Origin of the sequence: Paenarthrobacter sp. NPDC090520 (assembly GCF_044769205.1) — a bacterium.
Classification (GTDB): domain Bacteria; phylum Actinomycetota; class Actinomycetes; order Actinomycetales; family Micrococcaceae; genus Arthrobacter.
The window spans coordinates 58,714-77,038 of record NZ_JBIVXM010000006.1; the positions used below are offsets into that span (position 1 = coordinate 58,714).

An 18,325-nucleotide genomic window follows, 5' to 3' on the forward strand; every position below is an offset into this window, starting at 1 on the left:
ATCCGGGACAAACCGAGCAAGGAGAGCCAGTACGTGAGCCCCGAAACCACCGGTCCCGCAGCGGTCATCGTCTTGGCGGCAGGTGCCGGAACGCGAATGAAATCGCGGACTCCCAAGATTCTCCACGAAATCGGCGGCCGTTCCATGGTGGGCCACGCGATCCTCGCCGCCCGTTCGATCAACCCCCAAAAGCTTGCCCTGGTGGTCCGTCATGAGCGCGACCGCGTCGCCGAGCACGTCTCCGTGCAGGATCCCGCAGCGCTGATCGTGGACCAGGACGACATCCCGGGCACGGGCCGCGCTGTCGAGGTAGCCGTGAAGGCCCTGGACACGGAAGCCGAGCTGAGCGGCACCGTGGTGGTCACCTATGGCGACGTCCCGCTGCTCACCGGTGAACTCCTGGGCGAACTGGTCAGCACCCACGAATCCGAGGGCAACGCCGTGACCGTCCTGACCGCCGTGCTGGACGACGCCACGGGCTACGGCCGCATCCTCCGTGCCGAGGATGGCACCGTGCTGGGCATCCGCGAGCACAAGGACGCCACGGACCAGGAACGAGCCATCCGCGAGATCAACTCCGGTATCTACGCCTTCGATGCCGCAGTCCTCCGCAAGGCGCTCGAAAGCGTCACCACGGACAACGCACAGGGCGAGATGTACCTGACCGATGTGCTCGGTTTGGCCCGCGACGCCGGTGGCCGGGTTGCCGCCGTCGTGACTGACGACCGCTGGCAGGTCGAAGGCGCCAACGACCGCATCCAGCTCTCTGCGCTCGGCGCAGAGCACAACCGCCGCATCATCGAATCCTGGATGCGCGCCGGCGTCACCGTGGTGGACCCCTCCACCACGTGGATCGACTCCACCGTGACCCTCGACGAGGACGTCCGCCTGCTGCCCAACACCCAACTGCACGGTTCCACCACCGTGGCGAGGGACGCCGTCGTCGGACCTGACACCACCCTCACCGATGTGCACGTAGGCGAAGGCGCGAAGGTGGTCCGCACCCACGGATCCGGTTCCACCATTGGTGCCAAGGCGAGCGTCGGACCGTTCACCTACCTCCGCCCGGGAACGGTGCTGGGGGAGACGGGCAAGATCGGCGCCTTCTACGAAACCAAGAACGTGACGATCGGCCGCGGCTCGAAGCTGTCCCATCTCGGTTACGCCGGCGATGCCGAAATCGGCGAAGACACCAACATCGGCTGCGGCAATATCACCGCCAATTACGACGGCGAGAAGAAGCACCGTACGGTCATCGGCTCCGGCGTCCGGACCGGTTCCAACACCGTTTTCGTCGCCCCGGTCACCGTGGGCGACGGAGCGTACAGCGGCGCCGGTGCAGTGATCCGCAAGGACGTCCCCGCAGGTGCCCTGGCCGTGAGCCTCGCCGCGCAGCGGAACGCCGAGGGTTGGGTCCTGGCCAACCGCGAAGGCTCCATCTCTGCGCGCCACGCAGAGGCAGCCCTGGAACCGCGGCTTGCAGCCGCCCCCACATCCTCACCATCCCCGGCAACCACAGAAGAGGGCACACAGGCATGAGCGAAATTACCGCACACGGCGAGAAGAAACTGGTTCTCGCCGCCGGAAGGGCACATCCGGAGCTGGCGCAGGAAATCGCGAAGGAACTCGAAACAGAGCTCCTGCCCATCGACGCCTACGACTTCGCCAACGGGGAAATCTACGTCCGTTCGGCCGAGAGCGTCCGCGGCACCGACGCGTTCGTGATCCAGGCCCACCCGGCACCCCTGAACAACTGGCTCATGGAGCAGTTGATCATGATCGACTCCCTCAAGCGTGCCTCGGCCAAGCGCATCACGGTGGTTTCGCCGTTCTACCCGTACTCCCGCCAGGACAAGAAGGGTCGTGGCCGCGAGCCCATCTCCGCCCGGCTGGTTGCGGACCTGTACAAGACCGCGGGCGCTGACCGCATCATGTCCGTGGACCTGCACACGTCCCAGATCCAGGGCTTCTTCGACGGCCCGGTGGACCACCTCATGGCCATCCCGCTGCTGGCCGACTACATCCGCACCAAGGTCGAAGCTGACAACATCACCGTTGTTTCGCCGGACACCGGACGCGTGCGCGTTGCCGAGCAGTGGGCCGAACGCCTGGGCGGTGCCCCGCTGGCGTTCGTGCACAAGAGCCGCGACCTCACGGTTCCCAACCAGGCCGTCTCCAAGACCGTGGTGGGCCAGATCGAAGGCCGCACCTGCGTGCTCATCGACGACATGATCGACACCGGCGGAACCATCTCCGGCGCCGTCCAGGTGCTGAAGAACGCCGGCGCCAAGGACGTCATCATTGCCTGCACCCACGCCGTGTTCTCGGACCCGGCAGCGCAGCGCCTGGCTGACTCCGGTGCCCGCGAAGTGGTGGTCACCAACACCCTGCCCATCCCGGCAGAGAAGCGCTTCCCGCAGCTCACGGTCCTCTCGATCGCGCCGCTGATTGCCCGCGCCATCCGTGAAGTGTTCGACGACGGTTCGGTCACCAGCCTGTTCGACGGCAAAGCATAGCCGAGGCCTGACAGGGACTGATCCTGACGACGGGCCATCCACCGCTTGAGTGCGGTGGATGGCCCGTTTTCCGTTTCCGGCCGGACCGCTGGTAAACTTTCGGGGATACCTTGGCGAGGGAGAGCACGCCGGTTGTTGAAACCGGTGGATGTCTCCGTCATCGACTGGGTCTGTAACCTCCTTCGACAAAGGCGGCCGGCGTTCAAGTCCGGGCCCGCGGGCGTGGAAGGTCACTCCAGACCTCCGCCCTTGCTGATCAACCAACCGCCATCCGGCGGTACACCAGTAATCAAGGAGTACACATGTCTGAGCAGAAGCTCGCAGCAGAACTGCGCACCGAATTCGGCAAGGGCTACGCCCGCCGTGCACGCGTCGCCGGCCGCATCCCCGCCGTCATCTACGGCCACGGTGCAGAGCCCGTCCACGTAACCCTCCCGGGCCGCGAAACCACCCTGGCAGTCCGCGTTGCCAACGCCCTGCTGAACCTGGACATCAACGGCGAGGCACACCTGACCATCGTCAAGGACATCCAGCGCAACGCCATCAAGCAGACCATCGAGCACATGGACCTCCTGACGGTCCGCCAGGGCGAGAAGGTCACCGTGGACGTTCCTGTGCACGTCACCGGTGAAGTTGCTCCGGGTGCCGTTGCCAACCAGGAAGCCGTCACCCTCTCCGTTGAGGCCGAGGCTACCCACCTGCCCACCGCCCTCGAGGTTGACATCGAAGGCCGCGAGGCCGGCGCGCACGTCCACGCTTCCGACGTCGTTCTTCCCAAGGGCGTCAGCCTGCTGACCGAAGCCGACACCCTGGTGGTCAACATCTCGGAGCCGGTTGCTGCTGCAGCTGAAGAAGAAGAGGCAGCTGAAGGCGCAGAAGCACCGGCCGCTGAAGAAGCTGCCGAGTAGTCTGAGGCTTAGCCTTTCGAAGAGTGGCCGGGTCCCTGCGGGGTCCCGGCCACTTTCCTTTGCCTGACCTGCAGTACCCACCAGATTCCCTAGGATGAAACCATGACTGACACTTGGCTGATCGTTGGCCTGGGCAACCCCGGCAGCGAGTACAGCGGCAACCGCCACAACGTGGGCCAGATGGTCCTGGATGAACTGGCCGCACGCATGGGTGGAAAGTTTAAGGCCCACAAGTCGCGTGCCCAGGTGGTGGAGGGCCGGCTCGGGATCGGCGGTCCCCGGGTAGTGCTGGCCAAGCCGATGACGTACATGAACGTTTCCGGTGGCCCGGTGTCGGCGCTGAGCAAGTTCTTCGACATCGCCCCGGACCACGTGATTGCCGTCCACGACGAAATCGACATCCCGTTCAATACCCTCAAGCTCAAGATCGGTGGCGGCGAGGGCGGCCACAACGGGCTGCGGGATATCTCCAAGGCGCTTGCCACCAAGGATTACCTGCGCGTGCGCGTGGGCGTCGGCCGTCCCCCGGGACGCATGGACACCGCCGATTTTGTCCTGCGGGACTTCGGAACCACGGAGAAGAAGGAACTCCCGTTGCTGCTGGACGAAGCAGCCGACGCCGTGGAATTGCTCATGGCCCAGGGTTTGCTTGCCGCGCAGCAGAAACACCACCCGGCGCGTTCTTGAGCAAATCTTGAGGAAAGCCTGATCAAAGCCTTACGGTCGTAAGAACCCTTGGCCCTACTAACTGTCGGCGCCCGGCGGTAGTGTGCATGGTACGCAGGGTACGCGGTGGGGACTGTCGGGATGTTGTAGCGAGGGATGCGGGTGTCGGCGGAGTTGCTAAACAGGAATGGGGGAGGCGCAGCGAGGGCTGCGGCTCCCGATCTTGTTGGCGGACCCTCGGATCGGCAAACCTGGTCCCTCCTGGCGCGCAGCCAGGATCTCGCAAGGGCCAACAAGCATCTCGAATCATCCGAATCCTATGGCGTTGTCCTGACCGGTGACCGCGGAATCGGCAAGTCCGGGCTGGCAAGGGCGGTGGTGTCCTCCCTCGGTCCCAAGGTCCACAGCCTGCAATTGCGCAATACCTTGGCCAGCGGACAGACCCCTTATGGCTGCTTGGGTTTTCTCCTGGCCCGGCTGCCCTCGGAGGCAGTGAGCTCACCGACGGGCATCCTCCATGCCGTCACGTCGCTGATCCGGGCCGAAGCCGGAGGACGCCAGACAGTTTTCATCGTTGACAACGCCGGCGGAATGGATCCGATGAGCACGGGCGTGCTGCTCAACCTCATGGCCACGGGCACCGCGAAGGTGATCGCCACCGTCCAGCGCGCCAGCGACCTCCCCGCAGATTTCCATCGCTTGGTGCTCGAAGGCCAATTGGGTGAAGTGCACCTGAACGCCCTGTCAGAAGAGCAGACCAAACAGGTGCTGGGCTCGGTCCTGGGCCACTACGTTTCCTCAACCCTGGTGGGTTCGCTGCACTCCGCCGTGGGCGGGAACCCGATGCTCCTGCATGCGCTGCTGGATGAGCAGCGGCATTCGGGCAACCTGGTGCTCAACGACTCGGTGTGGACCCTTCGTGACCGCATCAAGCTCGACGGCGCGACGGTGGTGGAGGACTTTGTCCGCTCCCGGCTGGCGCGCGAATCCCCAGCCAACCGGACCGTCGTCGAAATCCTTGCCTGTGCCCGGCGGGCGACGCTCATGGACCTGGCCGCGATCTTCAGCACCGAAGTCCTGGTGGAGATGGAGGAATCCGGCCTCCTTTCGGTGGACCGTTCCGGGGAGCACTGGGTTTCGCTCCGGGATCCCTACTTGGGCGAGGTTGTCCGGGGGTGGCTGAGCACCAGGCGTCGCCGGGAACTGCGCCTCATGCTCCTGGGACCCAAGGAGCCCGAACTCCATGGCCTGGCACCCCAGGACCTGCTCAGCTACGCAGCCTGGATGCACGAGTGCGAGGACGAACCTTCGCCGTCGGCATCGCACGCCCTCGCGGCGGGACGCGCTGCCCTGGACGAGTACGATCCCAACTTCGCCATCCAGTGCACCGTTTCGCTCGATCCCAAGGATCCCGAATGGGTGGCCGGCCAGCGACTCAAGGCAGCGTCCTACCTCATGCTGGACCTCCCGCTGCACGCCGCGCAGGCACTGGATGAGGTCTCGGAGGCGCACCTGGCGGTCCTGGGACCCACGGACTTCGCCGAGATCACGGCGGCGAAGTGCCAGGCCATGACGTGGATCGACGGCCGCTCCGCCATGGTCCCGGGAGTGATCACGGAGGCCAGGGAATCCCTTGCCGCGATGGAGGCCTCAGGAATCCATGCGGACACCGACCTCTCCCGGGCACGCAACCGGCTCAACCTCTGCAACTACGAGTACCAGACGTACATGGGCGAATACGCTGACATTGTTGAGGCCCTGGAACGTGAACATGCGCAGGAACCCGGTGAGGACAGTGAGCACTGGTTGCGGTGCGGCTTCTTCCTGGTGGAGGCCCGTTGCATGTTGGGCCGCGAACTGGAAGCCCAGCAATTGGCGCGCACCATGTCCAAACATCTTCGGCAGGCCGGTACCACGCCTTCCCTGGAGGAAGCCTTCGCCCGGCACACCTACCTGGTGCTCTTGCTGTCCGGCCACTGGCGCAAATGCATCGAGTTGATGCGCCGGGCGCCGTCCAAGCCCTCGCGCCTGCAGTTCCGGGGTGCCGTGACCGAATTGGGCATCGGGCTGGCGTACGCCTATGCCGGCAAACCGTCGTGTGCCATTGAACCGTTGCGTTCGGCTGCGGCGCAGCTTGAACTGCGGCCCGCCATGAACCTCGTGAAGGTGGCCTATGCTGCCACCGCCTTCGCCTACGCCCAGCTGGGGAACGCCTTGGAAGCGGGCCGCTACTTGGATCTTTACCGGACGTGCCGGGGTACGGGAATGTATTTCTCCGAATCGGTAGCTGAATTCTGCGCGGAGATGGCCGGCCGCTGGATGGGCGATCCCGAGGTGAAGCAGCGGCTCCTGGCGAAGGTCCACCTGGATGTGGCCAAGCAACGGTTCACCACTGCGGGTATTTGCCTCTTCGGTGCCACGGTGGAGGGCACGGACGCCGAGTACCGCTTCCTGGAAGACATCGCGGCCAGCCGTCAGGGTCCGCTGGCGAAGATCTCCGGCGACCTGGCCCGCGGTTCGCTGACCCGCAGCTCACGTTCGCTCCTGGCGGCCGCAGATGCCGCCGCGGCGTTGGACCTGCTGGTGGTCGAGGCCCGGTGCGTGGCGATGGCCCTGGACTTCGCCCGCGACGCCGGTGAAACCACCACGGCACGGACAGCCCAGCTCAGGCTCGAACGACTGGAACAATCAGTATCGGCCCTGCCGATCCAACCTCGCAGCGATGCGCCTGTCCTCACCGAGAGGGAACGGCAAATCGCCAAACTTGCTGGAAAGGGTGTCAGCAACCGTGAAATCGCCATGGATATTGGGGTGTCTGTGCGGACCGTGGAAGGCCACCTCTACCAAGTCTTTACCAAGCTGGGTGTCTCCTCGCGGGGCGAGCTCAATGGCCTGCTGTAACGAAGGGACGAACCGTCCAAGGCTGAGCGCTGCCCATGCAGGCTGAGCACCTTGTGGGCCGGGAAGCCGAACTGGACCTGGCGACGGAAATATTGAGGCAGGAGGGCGCTGGAGCCGTCCTGCTCCTTGCGGACCCCGGAATCGGCAAGACCGCCATGGCAGCGGAGATTGCTGCCCGTCTGGCCGACGAAATGGTGGTGATGCGGGTCCATGGAAGCCCCGCCCTGTCCGCCGTTCCCTTTGGCGTCCTGTCCCCGTACCTGTTGGACCTGCCCGTGGACCAGGCCACCTCGCCGGTAGCGATCCTGCGCGAATTCTGGTCGCAATTCGAGAAACGCCGGGGCAGTGCGGGGGCCCGCCTCCTGCTGGTGGTGGACGACGCGCACGACCTCGACGAAGGCAGCACCCAAATCCTGGCTGAACTTGTCACGGCCGGTTGGGCCCGGCTCGTTGCCACGAGCCGGCCCCGGCCCGGACTGCCTGCAGCCCTGCTTCAGCTCTGGTATGACGGGTTGGCTGAACGGTTGGAACTGCACCCGCTGGAGAAGGAAACGGTCACGGAACTGGCCGAGAAGACCCTGGGCGGCACGGTGATGGCCAGCACCGTGGACGTGCTGCATTCAGTATCCGAGGGCAACCCCTTGCTGTTGCGGTCCCTCCTGGAGGACTCAAAGGCAGACGGCAACCTGGTCCGCCGCAATGGTGTGTGGTTCCTGACCCGCGCGCTGACGGGCAATGGAGAAGGCCTCGCCGAGGTGGTCCGCAACAAGGTCCTCCGGACCAGTGAGGCCGAGCGGGAGGCGATGTACGTCATTGCGTTGGCCGAACCTGTCCCTGCCGCCGTGTTGGACTCGCTGGTGGGCAGGGACACCGTCCGCTCCTTAATGGACAGCCGGTTGGTCCTCGCCACGAACGGGGCGGGCAGCCCGCTGAAGATGTGGCACCCCATGTACGGGGAGGCCTTGCGCCAGATCGTTTCGCCGGCCCGCAGCCTGCAGATCCGCCAGAGCATGGTGCAGCACTTGCTGACCGAGCCGGCCACGGCCGAGGGGCTGCTCCGCATGGTGAGCTGGGCACTGGACTGTGGGGCCGACGTCGACGATGAACAGCTGCTGCAGGCAGCGTTCCTGGCCGCGAAACTGCTGCAGAACCCCCTGGCCATGGCCGCGGCGGAGCGCGTCAGGTCAGAGGCGCTGCGGCCCCGCGCCCGCGCCGTGATGGCGATGGTCAACTACAACGACGGCGACTACCGCAGTACCATCCGGCTGTTGGAGGAAGGTGCCGGGTTCCTGGACGCGGACCCGTCCGGGCCCTTGGGTGCCGGACTCCTGTGGGCGGCGGCCCGTTCGGCTGTGGGGGACAGCTCCGGGGAAATCGTTGCGGATGTGCGCGCCGCAGCGGAGGCCGTTGCCGTGCAGCACCCGGCGGACCAGGAATTGGTCAACGGAATCCAGCGGCATGCGTTCGCCCTGGAATTGGCTGCCTTGGCACACGATGGCCGGTATGCGGAACTGAGGGAAGGCCTGGACGCTTTTGAGTCCGGGTTGGAACAGGACCAACCGGACATCGTCATGAGCCAACTGTTCCTGCTGGCCATGCGGTGCGAGCTGCTGATGGTGGAAGGCCAGCCCGTCCAGGCCCTGGACAAGGGCCGGGACGCGTTGGTGCTGCTGGACGAGCACAAGGACGATCTCCTCTACCTCAGCGACTTCATCCTGGTCCGCTACGCCTTGGCAGCCCTCGAATCGGGGGACTGGGCCGCTGCGGAGACGGCACTGAACCGCTATGCCGCCAGCTCGGCCTTGGGGCTCATCACCTTCGGCGGCGACATCCAGACCCTCAAAGGCCTGTCGCTGCTGCGCCAGGGCCGGTCGGAACAGGCTGGGCTGGTGTTGACGCCCGCTGTGGAAGCCCTGAAGGTCAAAGACCCGCAGCGGCTTCGCAGGCTCGGCAACGCGTTGGCGTTCTACGCCGCCGCACGCTCGGGGAACACGGACCTGGCCCGGCGGCTGGGCAGGGAACAAAGCACCGCCGCGGCCGGCGGAGCCTACGTTGAAGCCATGGCCCAACTCTTCATGCTCGCCGGCAAGGAACACCTGGACAAAGGCTCTGCGCTGGAGAAGCTGCGCACCATCGCCGGGGAATCGACTCTCCACCACCTCCCGGGTGTCCTGCTCCAAAACCTGGTGCTCCGCGCTGAACTGGGGGACTTGGAAGCCATGGAAGCCATCCAGGACACAGCCTCCACCATGGGAGGCTCGTGGGCCAACGGCTGGGAGTCGCTGGCATCGGCCCAGATGGGCGGAGCGGGCGACGGATTCGTGAACGCCGGGAACCTCCTGGCCGCTGCAGGAATGCCCGGTCCTGCCGCCGTGGCCTTCGACAGGGCAGCGAACGCGTTCGACGCCGAGGGAAAGCGTCCCGAGGCCAGGCAAGCCGCTGTGCTGCGCGACGTCAGCGAATCCAACCTGGGCGACGCCTTGGTCCACGACCCCCACACCGAAACGGACCGCTCCGTACCCCTGACCCGCAGGGAGCAGGACATCGTGGCGCTCGCCGTCTCGGGGCTGACGGACCGGCAAATCGCCGAGAAGCTGATGGTTTCCGTCCGCACCGTGGAAGGCCACCTCTACCGCAGTTACGCGAAGCTTGGCATTCGTCGCCGTGAGGATTTGGGAGCGGCCGTCCGCAGCTGACGGCAGGCGCCTAAGTACCGCCGAAACCGCCCTGCGTACCACCTGCCCGCGGGTTGCCGCGGAATTTAACCATTCAATGGAGTAACGCCTGCCTGTGCGATGCCCGGACCAAGTAGTGCGCTCCCGAACGACTGAGTACAAGAGAGTACTGCCGCTGAAAATCCCCGCAACTAATCGAGTACCAACTACTGGTGTTCTGCTTTTCGCCACACGGTTAACTGTTCTCAGGAAGCACGGTTAGCCCCAAGCATCGCCGGACTTCCCACCGCAACACCCGCATCGGTGGTCTCGTTGAGCCGATGCTCCGGCCGTCGCAAGACGGTCCGGCCCTGGACGAAGCCGGCGGCGACAGAGTCTTCTGAGACCGAGACTCTCCCCCCAGCCGTCGCCGGCTTCTAGGCCAGGGATCCGCATTCGCGGAACACCGAACCCCTCCCGGACCAAGGGACTGCTGCTATTGGAGTGCGCATGCTGCCGGATCCCTGGCTGGACGAAGACACCGTCCCAGTCGGGCTGAGGCCACCAGCATTCCCGGACCGGAAGAAGCTGCTTGAGCTGATCCTCGCAGCCGTACCTTCACCGTCCACCAACGGCATTGTGGTAGTCGGGGACCGGGGCTCTGGGAAGAGCCATTTGTTGCTCTCCATCCAAGCCGGCCTTCCTGAATCCATGGATGTACGCACCTTCGCCGGAAGGCCTGAGCTCGAGGCAATCCGGTTCGGGGCCCTGACCGGCGGCGAAGACGCCCCGGACGAACATGCCGTCCTGCCCGGGCTGCAGGTGCTCCGGGCCCTCACCCGGACCCTGGGACCGGCCGATTACCTGTACACACCGTCGGCGGTACGCCGTCGCAGCAAGAAACACGCCACACCGCTGCGAAGGGCACCTCTGGTGCTGCTGGTGGACGATATCCACTACATCGACCCGGCCTCCCTGGCGGTCCTGCTGCAGTTGATTCCCGGTTTTGGGGCGACGCTGGTGGCGACGGCGGACAGCCGGCGTCCCCTGCCCCAGGATCTGTACCAGTTGTGGGAGGACGGGTTCCTGGAGCAGTATTTCCTGCCGCCCTTTACCTTCAATGAGGCCCACGCCCTGTGCCAAGAGGTGTTGGGCGGCAACGTCCAACGCCGCGCGAGCAGCCTCCTGGCCGTCATGAGTGGCTTCAACGTGGGCCTCTTGTGCCTGGCTGTGGAGGATGCCCGCGAAGCAGGCCTCCTGGTCCTCCGCGATGGCTACTGGACCCTCGATGCCCGGGCCCACTGCCACTGGCCACGGGTGGTTGAGCACGTCAGTTCGGAGAACGCCAACCGTCCCGAGGAGGAGCGCCAAGCACTGGAGCTCATTGCCTTGGGCGAACCCCTGGCGTTGGACACCGTGGAGCGCAGCTTCGGCCAGCGCGCCGTGGAACACCTCCTGTCCGCCCACCACATCAGGTTGCTGCCCGGCCGCCCGCCCACGGTCCGGACCAGCTCCTGGCTGCGGGGCGAGGGAACGCGGCTTTCCGTCCCCAAGGCGCGGAGTACCGCCCTGCGGAAGGGCATCGAAGGACCGGCCGTGACACGCGAGTCCGCGCCCACCATGCTCCGGTGGATGACGTGGACGCTCGATTCCGGCCTGAGCTTGTCCGATGAGCTCCTCCTCTCCGCCGCGCCTGCCGCCGACAGGCCCTCCACTGCTGAGCTTGCGCTGCGTGCGGCGGACGCCATCAAGGAACCGGGCCACCTGCAGGAGGCCAGGCTGCTCCGTGCCCGTGCGCTCATCGCGGAGGGACAGCTCAGGGAAGCAACGCCTGAACTGTGGGAGTTGGCAGCCACAGGATCGCAAGCGGGCGTCAGGGACGAGGCCAGCCATCGGCTCATGGCGCTCAGCCTGCTCGGGGCGGTTCCGGAGTCTGGCGGAGACCGCGAGGGCGGGCCCGTGGACCAGGCGGGGTTTGTCATGAAGACCATCGACGAGGCAGGGCGGCTGCTGCTGGCAGGCGCAGCACCGCAGGCCTTGGCCGAGTCGTCCGCCGCCATGGCCGCCATAGACCAAGACCCTGCCTTGGAGGTCTTCCGGCCCGGAGTCCTGCTGCGCCACATCATCTGCTTGCGCCACAACCTGGCGTGGGGTCCCGTTGATGCGCTGCTGAACTGTCCGGGGTCCTATGCGATGCCCGCCCACATGGCTGTTTGCCTGGAGGTGGCCCGCGGGTACGCCCAGCTCAGCCAAGGACTGCCGCGGGCAGCGCGGCTGACGCTGCAGCCGGCGGTGGCGGAACTGCCCGACGCCGGCCTGCCGCCCGTCCTGGCGTTCGCTGCGGCCATGTTGGCCTACTGTGAGGCGCTGTGTGGAGACCCTGTGCAGTCCGGGGAACGGATCGCCCAAAGCCACGCTGCCCTGCTGGAAACGCCCCCAGGGTTCTTCGGTCCGTTCACTGACCTGTTCCTGGCCGCTGCCGAGGATGCCGTTTCGCGGGGGTGGCACGCGGAAGGTGGAAGGCTGTTCACGCTTGCCGGAGATTTCCATGGGCAAAGCCCGTTGCTCGAAGCCGAGGCGCTCTCCCTCCTGACCCTCAACGCAAGCAGCACCGCCGTCGACGATCTGGTGCTGCAGCGGCGCCTCGGCGAGCTGGGCGCCGCTGTCCAGGGACCGGCGGGGGTGGCCCTGCAGACCTTCGCGCTGTCCTTGCTGGACCATGACCCCAAGACGCTCGAGTCTGCCGGAAGGAGCCTGTCCGCGGACCGCCAGTTTGCGCATGCCGCGGTGTGCTATTCACGCGCTGCGAACGGCTACGAGGCGAGGACCCGCAGTGCGGCGAGCCGCCGGGCCTCGGTGATGATGGAGCGCTTGCGCCATGCCTTTGAGAGCGAGGCTGTTCCGCCGCTGGGTTGGCTGCCGGGGACCGCCGGCCGCTGACGTGCTGGAAGGCACACTCCCGCCGGCCTGTGCCGTGGGATAATTGAGTGTCCCTGAAGGCTTTCCAAGGAGCGCCCCTTGACCGTCGTATCAACCCCCGCCTCGCTGAAGCATTCCGTGCACGCCATGGACAACGCCGAGGTTTTGCGGATCCGGAACGACTTCCCCGTCCTGGACCAACTGGTGAACGGCAAGCCACTGGTGTACTTGGATTCCGGCGCCACATCGCAGAACCCGCTCAGTGTCATCGAAGCCGAGCAGGAGTTCTACGAACAACGCAACGCGGCCGTGCACCGCGGCGCCCACTACCTTGCCGTGGAGGCAACGGAGGCTTTTGAAGACGCCCGCCAGACGGTGGCCGATTTCATCGGTGCCCGGTATGAGGAAACGGTGTGGACCTCCAACGCCACCGAGGGCCTGAATTTGGTCAGTTACGCCCTCTCCAACGCCGCGCTGTGGTCCGCCCAAGGCCGCGGTGGTTCGGCGTTGAAGGACCTCGCCTTTGGGCCTGGCGACGAGATCGTGGTCACCGAAATGGAGCACCATGCCAACCTCATCCCATGGCAGGAACTCGCGTTCCGCACCGGGGCCACTTTGAAGTACATTCCCATCACGGACGACGGCGCGCTCCGGCTCGACGCTGCGGCGGAGATCGTAGGGGAGCGCACGCGCTTGCTCGCTTTCACGCACGCGTCCAACGTCCTGGGAACGGTCAACCCGGTGCGTGAACTGGTGGCCCTGGCCCGCCGCGTGGGCGCGCTGGTGGTGCTCGATGCCTGCCAGTCGGTGCCCCACCTGCCCATCGACGTCAAAGAACTGGACGTCGATTTCGCCGTCTTCTCCGGCCATAAGATGCTGGCGCCCACGGGTGTTGGCGTGCTCTACGGGAAGCAGGAACTCCTGGACGTCCTGCCGCCCTTCCTGACAGGTGGTTCCATGATCACCACGGTCACCATGGAACGCGCCGAGTACCTGCCGGCTCCGCAACGCTTCGAAGCCGGAACCCAAAGGATTTCCCAGGCGGTGGCGCTCGCCGCGGCGGTGAACTACCTGAGCGAAACCGGGATCGACCGTATCCACGCCTGGGAATCCCAGCTGGGCCAGCGGCTGGTGAAGGGCTTGGAAGCCATTGACGGCATCCGCGTAGTGGGGCCTGCTTCCGGTTCCGAACGGATCGGCCTGGCCGCGTTCGACGTCGCCGGAGTGCACGCGCACGACGTCGGGCAGTTCCTTGACGATCGCGGCATCGCCGTCCGCGTGGGCCACCATTGCGCCCAGCCGCTGCACCGCAGGCTGGGACTCACCGCAACCACCCGCGCCAGCACCTACCTCTACAACACCACGGACGACGTCGACGCTTTCCTGGACGCTGTGTCCGGAGTGCGGGCGTACTTCCAGGCCTGAGGGCCTTCCATTCACACTTTGACGGACAGGCAAGCACCATGAGTCTCGACCAGTTGTACCAGCAGATCATCCTGGACCACTCCAAGCAGCGGCACGGCAGTGGCCTCGCCGACACCCCGGCACCCGAAGGGGCCGCCACGGGCCAGTCCCACCAGCTCAACCCGGTCTGTGGCGACGAAGTGACCCTGCGGCTCGCCGTCGCGGATGGGACGGTCAGGCAAGTCAGCTGGGATGGGGCCGGTTGCTCCATTTCCATGGCATCCGCCTCCGTCCTGAGCGAGCTGGCCGAGGGCATGTCCATCGGCGAACTGCATGCCGTGATCGATACCTTCCGCGAGGTCCTCCGTTCCCGCGGGAAAGTCCAGGCCGATCCGGAAATCCTCGGCGATGCTGCGGCGTTCGAGGGCGTCGCCCGGTACGCCGCCCGGGTCAAGTGCGCCATGATTTCCTGGGTGGCTGCCGAGGACGCACTCAACCAGGCCACCGCCTGACCCTCCTCGCCGGGGACGTCGCCTAACTGCGGGCGAAAACGTCAGGCACGCCGTCGCCGTCGTCGTCCCGTTGCTCTTCTGCCGCCACTTGCCGGTACCGACGGTTGCGGGCCTTAAGCACGACGGCGGCAAGCACTGCCGAGATCAGGGAACCGGCCAGGATGGCCACCTTGGCGTGGTCGTTGTGGGCCGAACCCGCCCCGAAACTCAACTCGCCGATGAGCAGTGAGACCGTGAAACCGATGCCGGCCAGAAGCGCCAGGCCGAAGAGGTCGATCCAGGCGATGCTCGAGTCCAGGCTGGCCCGCGTGGTCTTGGTGACCAGGAAAGTGGTGCCGAAGACTCCCGCAGCCTTGCCCACAACCAGAGCGGCCACCACTCCCAGGGCCACAGGATCACTGAGGGCTGCACCCATGCCGCCAAAGCCGCCCAAGGCAACACCTGCCGAGAAGAAGGCGAAGACGGGGACGGCGAAGCCGGCCGAGAACGGGCGCAGCCGGTGTTCGAAATGTTCGGCAAGACCCTCCGCCGGTTCACCCTTCCTGCCGCTGGCAAAGACCGGAACAGCGAAGCCCAGCAGCACTCCGGCCACGGTGGCGTGGATCCCGGAAGCATGCACCAGGGCCCACGTCGCCAGGGCCAGCGGGAGCAGCACGTACCAGCTCCGGATGCGCTTCTGGACGAGAAAGGTGAAGAGGGCGAGGGGAACCAGCGATGCGAGGAGCATGAGGGGCTGCAGGCCGCTGGAGTAGAAGAAGGCGATGATGCCGATGGCGATGAGGTCGTCCACCACGGCGAGCGTCAGGAGGAAGGTCCTGAGCGCTGCGGGAAGGTGTGTGTTGATCACGGCCAAGACCGCGAGGGCGAAGGCGATGTCCGTTGCCGTGGGGATGGCCCAGCCTTTGAGTGTTTCTTCGGCCGATCCGAGGTTGAAGAGGACGTACATCAGGGCCGGGACAATCACGCCGCCTACAGCAGCGGCCACGGGAACAACAGCCTTGGCGGGCTTGCGGAGTTCACCGGCCACGAACTCCCGCTTGAGTTCCAGCCCGGCCAGGAAGAAGAAGACGGCGAGCAGGCCATCGGACGCCCAATGGCCAAGGCTGAGGTCAAGATGCCACGGCTCGTAACCGATGGTGAAGTCCCGCAAGGCAAAGTAACCGTCCGCGGCGGGGGAGTTGGCCCAGATCAGGGCAATGACCGTTGCGGCCAGCAGTAGCGCGCCACCGACTGTTTCGGTCCGCAGGATCGCGAGGATACGCCGGTACTCGGGGTAGCTGGAACGGGTGAAGATCGGGGAAGGGCGGTCTGCCACGGGGGGGCTCCTCTTGAGTGGGCGGGCATCAGCGGGTACTGCACATCAACCGCCGACCAGACTTCCCGGCACACCAACATCCATCCTACCCAACTGGGTCGCAGTAGAGCGCGTTATGAGGGGTCAAAACGCGCTTAACTGCGACTCAGTTGGGTGAGGGTTACGCGAAAAGGCCGGCGACGCCGATTGCCGCCGTCGCGAGTCCCAGCACCATGGAAATGGTCACCAGGACCACGTGCACGGTCAGGAACCTGGTGGCCTTGCCCGAGGCGTCACGGGCGCGGGGATCCTTCATGACGCGCTTGAGGAACTGCGGCCACACCGCCAAGGACCATACGCCCGCCACGATCAGGATGATCGCGAGGATGGCAGGAAGCTGCACCTTAGTGGCTTTCGAGCCAGGCCTGGGCCTGCTGGGACTGGATGTTGAGGGCCTTGCCAACCATCGGTTCCGCGGCGTCGGCGATCTTGCCGCCGAGGAACGGAACGGAGGAGGTGACGTTGCCTTCGAGTTCGATGCGGGTGCTGCCGCCCTCGGCGATCAGGCGCTGCACGGCCGAAACGTCCAGGGGAGCGCCGGAGACCTTCAGGGCGATGGTGCTGGCACGCGAACCATCGGCAGCAGGAGCGTCCCACTTCTCGGTCTGGGTGACGGTGAGGCTCTCACCGACGAACTTGCGGGCGATGTCCGGCAGCCGCGTGGTGGGCAGCGTGCGGACGGTGGTGGTGGTGAACGCGCCGGCGGTGTCACCGTCGATCGTGAACGATTCCAGGGAGCCGCCCACCAGTTCGCTCGTGTGGCGCAGGAAGTCTTCGTCGACGAAAACAGCAGCTACGCGGTCAACGCTGTGCGGCAAGGTGGTGGATGCACTCAGGGCCATGGGTCCTCCGTGGATTGGTGGTGTTGAAGCTCTTTTAGCTCCCCAACATCCTACGGGGTGTCGGTGGACACTCCTGAACCGGGCTCCACGGCCTCTTCCTCTTGCAGGGCAATAGCTGCCGCCGAGATGTTCCTGGCCATCGACGGAAAAATGAACCCGTGGAACGGGTAGACGCCCAGCCAGTACAGCCTTCCCGCCAGTCCCCGCGGGAAGAAAATGGCGCGCTGCTTGTAAAGGCTTCCGCCGCCGTCGGGCTCCACCGCCAGCTCCAGCCAGGCGCGTCCCGGTGCCCGCATCTCCGCCCGCAGGCGGAGCAGGTGGCCGCGTTCGATCGCCTCCACCCGCCACCAGTCCACCACTTCGCCGCTGCCCAGCGTCTTGGGGTGGCGGCGTCCGCGGAGCAGCCCGGCCCCGCCTTGGAGCTTGTCCAGCCAGCCACGGACCCGCCAGGCCAAGGGAAGCGAGTACCAGCCGTTCTTGCCGCCGATGCCCTCAATGATGGTCCACACGTGTTCCGGCTTTGCTTCGCTGTGGAAGCTCCGTTCATCCAGGTAGACCTTGTAACCGGCCCAGTCGGGGTCGCTGGGCAAAGGATCGGCGTCGATGCCGGCGTTGGCCCACGTGGTCTCCACCTGGCCGTCGCGTTCCTTGCCCAGCGCCAGGGCGACGGCGCGGCGGTACGGCGTCAGGCCGCCGTCGGGCTGCGGTATGTAATGGTCGACGTCGTGCTCCCGCGACACAGCATCGTGCTGCAGTGACTGCACCAAGGGGAAGGACATGGACAAGGGAATGGGTGTCACCAGTGCCACCCACAGCCCTGCGAGCTTGGGTGCCGGGACGGGCAGGGCGATCACGAGCCGCCGGGGAAGTCCACGCTCCAGGGCATACTCGTTCATCATGTCCTTGTATTTGAGGACGTCCCGGGAGCCGATATCGAATGTCCGGTTCAGCTTGTCCGGAAGCGTCGCCGCGGCGACCAGGTAGTGCAGGACGTCCCTCACGGCGATGGCCTCGATCCGGTTGGTGACCCAGTTTGGTGCAGGCATCACCGGCAAGGTATCCGCCAAGTGTCGGATCATCTCGAAGGACGCCGAGCCGGAACCAATCACCACCCCGGCCTGGAACACGATGGAATCCACGCCGGACTCCAGGAACACCCGGCCTACCTTCTCGCGGGACCGCATGTGCGTGGAAAGCAGCTCGTTGTCCGGATGCAGTCCGCCGAGGTAGACGATCCTGTCCACCCCCGCCGCCTTGGCTGCCTCCGCAACCAGCCGCGCCATGGCTTCCTCCTTGGCTTCGAACCCACTGCCGGAGGCCATGGAGTGCACCAGGTAATAGAGCACCTCCACCCCCGCCAAGGCCTCTTCCACGCCGGCGGCATCGTCCAGTGAGTCCTGCACGATCTCAACCTGGTCGTGCCACGGGACATCCTTGATCTTCTGCGGCGAACGGACCAGCACCTTGACGCGATGTCCGGCCTCGAGGAGCCGGGGGACCAGTCGGCCGCCGATGTAGCCGGTGGCGCCGGTGACCAGGACGGTCCGGCTGTGGGAGGGAACGGAAGGCTGCAAAGGGAACTCCTGGGTCTGGAGGGAGGGGTAGGCTGGAATAACCCGGCATTCTTTTGAATTTCCGGGCATTTGTGT

Annotated in this window: 13 protein-coding genes; 9 read left to right on the forward strand and 4 right to left on the reverse strand. The window is 65.8% G+C overall.

Going from position 1 to position 18,325, the window contains the following annotated elements:
* The first annotated feature begins 33 nt into the window (after positions 1 to 33).
* From glmU to sufU, 9 genes are all read left to right on the forward strand, one after another.
* On the forward strand, positions 34 to 1,539 hold the full coding sequence (glmU, locus tag ACIQTZ_RS09405; RefSeq protein ID WP_402979811.1) for a bifunctional UDP-N-acetylglucosamine diphosphorylase/glucosamine-1-phosphate N-acetyltransferase GlmU: 1,506 nt from the start codon (positions 34 to 36) through the stop codon (positions 1,537 to 1,539).
* Positions 1,536 to 2,516 (forward strand): ribose-phosphate diphosphokinase, encoded by a 981-nt coding sequence (locus ACIQTZ_RS09410; RefSeq protein ID WP_387433444.1) that lies wholly within the window; start codon positions 1,536 to 1,538, stop codon positions 2,514 to 2,516. The genes glmU and ACIQTZ_RS09410 overlap by 4 nt, the downstream gene beginning before the upstream one ends.
* Before the next feature lie 302 nt (positions 2,517 to 2,818).
* Positions 2,819 to 3,424: a 50S ribosomal protein L25/general stress protein Ctc gene (locus tag ACIQTZ_RS09415; RefSeq protein ID WP_400330920.1), complete on the forward strand. Its 606-nt coding sequence runs from the start codon at positions 2,819 to 2,821 to the stop codon at positions 3,422 to 3,424.
* Between the two features lie 102 nt (positions 3,425 to 3,526).
* Positions 3,527 to 4,111, forward strand: a complete 585-nt coding sequence (gene pth / locus ACIQTZ_RS09420) for an aminoacyl-tRNA hydrolase (protein ID WP_400330923.1) — start codon at positions 3,527 to 3,529, stop codon at positions 4,109 to 4,111.
* 135 nt (positions 4,112 to 4,246) lie between these two features.
* Positions 4,247 to 6,991, forward strand: a complete 2,745-nt coding sequence (locus tag ACIQTZ_RS09425; protein ID WP_402944288.1) for a LuxR C-terminal-related transcriptional regulator — start codon at positions 4,247 to 4,249, stop codon at positions 6,989 to 6,991.
* A 35-nt stretch (positions 6,992 to 7,026) separates the two neighbouring features.
* Entirely contained in the window at positions 7,027 to 9,687 is a 2,661-nt protein-coding gene (locus ACIQTZ_RS09430) for an AAA family ATPase (protein WP_402979814.1), read from the forward strand.
* A 468-nt stretch (positions 9,688 to 10,155) separates the two neighbouring features.
* On the forward strand, positions 10,156 to 12,585 hold the full coding sequence (locus ACIQTZ_RS09435) for an AAA family ATPase (protein ID WP_402979817.1): 2,430 nt from the start codon (positions 10,156 to 10,158) through the stop codon (positions 12,583 to 12,585).
* Positions 12,586 to 12,663: 78 nt separating this feature from the next.
* The gene (locus tag ACIQTZ_RS09440) at positions 12,664 to 13,989 is read left to right on the forward strand and encodes a cysteine desulfurase (protein ID WP_402979820.1); all 1,326 of its coding nucleotides are present in this window, start codon (positions 12,664 to 12,666) and stop codon (positions 13,987 to 13,989) included.
* Between the two features lie 38 nt (positions 13,990 to 14,027).
* Entirely contained in the window at positions 14,028 to 14,480 is a 453-nt protein-coding gene (sufU, locus tag ACIQTZ_RS09445) for a Fe-S cluster assembly sulfur transfer protein SufU (protein WP_400330937.1), read from the forward strand.
* A gap of 22 nt (positions 14,481 to 14,502) precedes the next feature.
* Here sufU and nhaA read toward each other — a convergent pair whose 3' ends face one another.
* The 4 genes from nhaA to ACIQTZ_RS09465 all read right to left on the reverse strand — a co-directional run bounded on the left by nhaA (position 14,503) and on the right by ACIQTZ_RS09465 (position 18,319).
* Positions 14,503 to 15,795 carry a Na+/H+ antiporter NhaA gene (gene nhaA / locus ACIQTZ_RS09450; protein WP_402979824.1) on the reverse strand — a complete coding sequence of 431 codons (1,293 nt, stop codon included), beginning with the start codon at positions 15,793 to 15,795 and terminating at the stop codon, positions 14,503 to 14,505.
* A gap of 160 nt (positions 15,796 to 15,955) precedes the next feature.
* Positions 15,956 to 16,177: an SCO4848 family membrane protein gene (locus ACIQTZ_RS09455; protein WP_400330942.1), complete on the reverse strand. Its 222-nt coding sequence runs from the start codon at positions 16,175 to 16,177 to the stop codon at positions 15,956 to 15,958.
* A gap of 1 nt (position 16,178) precedes the next feature.
* Complete coding sequence (locus ACIQTZ_RS09460; RefSeq protein WP_387433465.1) at positions 16,179 to 16,676, reverse strand: DUF2505 domain-containing protein; 498 nt, start codon at positions 16,674 to 16,676, stop codon at positions 16,179 to 16,181.
* Between the two features lie 50 nt (positions 16,677 to 16,726).
* Positions 16,727 to 18,319, reverse strand: a complete 1,593-nt coding sequence (locus ACIQTZ_RS09465; RefSeq protein ID WP_402979827.1) for an SDR family oxidoreductase — start codon at positions 18,317 to 18,319, stop codon at positions 16,727 to 16,729.
* Positions 18,320 to 18,325 lie beyond the last annotated feature (6 nt).

Coding starts and splice junctions, on each gene's coding strand:
- ACIQTZ_RS09410 (WP_387433444.1), top strand. CDS start 1,536: ATGAGCGAAATTACCGCACACGGCGAGAAGAAACTGGTTCTCGCCGCC.
- ACIQTZ_RS09415 (WP_400330920.1), top strand. CDS start 2,819: ATGTCTGAGCAGAAGCTCGCAGCAGAACTGCGCACCGAATTCGGCAAG.
- pth (WP_400330923.1), top strand. CDS start 3,527: ATGACTGACACTTGGCTGATCGTTGGCCTGGGCAACCCCGGCAGCGAG.
- ACIQTZ_RS09425 (WP_402944288.1), top strand. CDS start 4,247: ATGCGGGTGTCGGCGGAGTTGCTAAACAGGAATGGGGGAGGCGCAGCG.
- ACIQTZ_RS09430 (WP_402979814.1), top strand. CDS start 7,027: ATGCAGGCTGAGCACCTTGTGGGCCGGGAAGCCGAACTGGACCTGGCG.
- ACIQTZ_RS09435 (WP_402979817.1), top strand. CDS start 10,156: ATGCTGCCGGATCCCTGGCTGGACGAAGACACCGTCCCAGTCGGGCTG.
- sufU (WP_400330937.1), top strand. CDS start 14,028: ATGAGTCTCGACCAGTTGTACCAGCAGATCATCCTGGACCACTCCAAG.
- ACIQTZ_RS09460 (WP_387433465.1), bottom strand. CDS start 16,676: ATGGCCCTGAGTGCATCCACCACCTTGCCGCACAGCGTTGACCGCGTA.
- ACIQTZ_RS09465 (WP_402979827.1), bottom strand. CDS start 18,319: ATGCCCGGAAATTCAAAAGAATGCCGGGTTATTCCAGCCTACCCCTCC.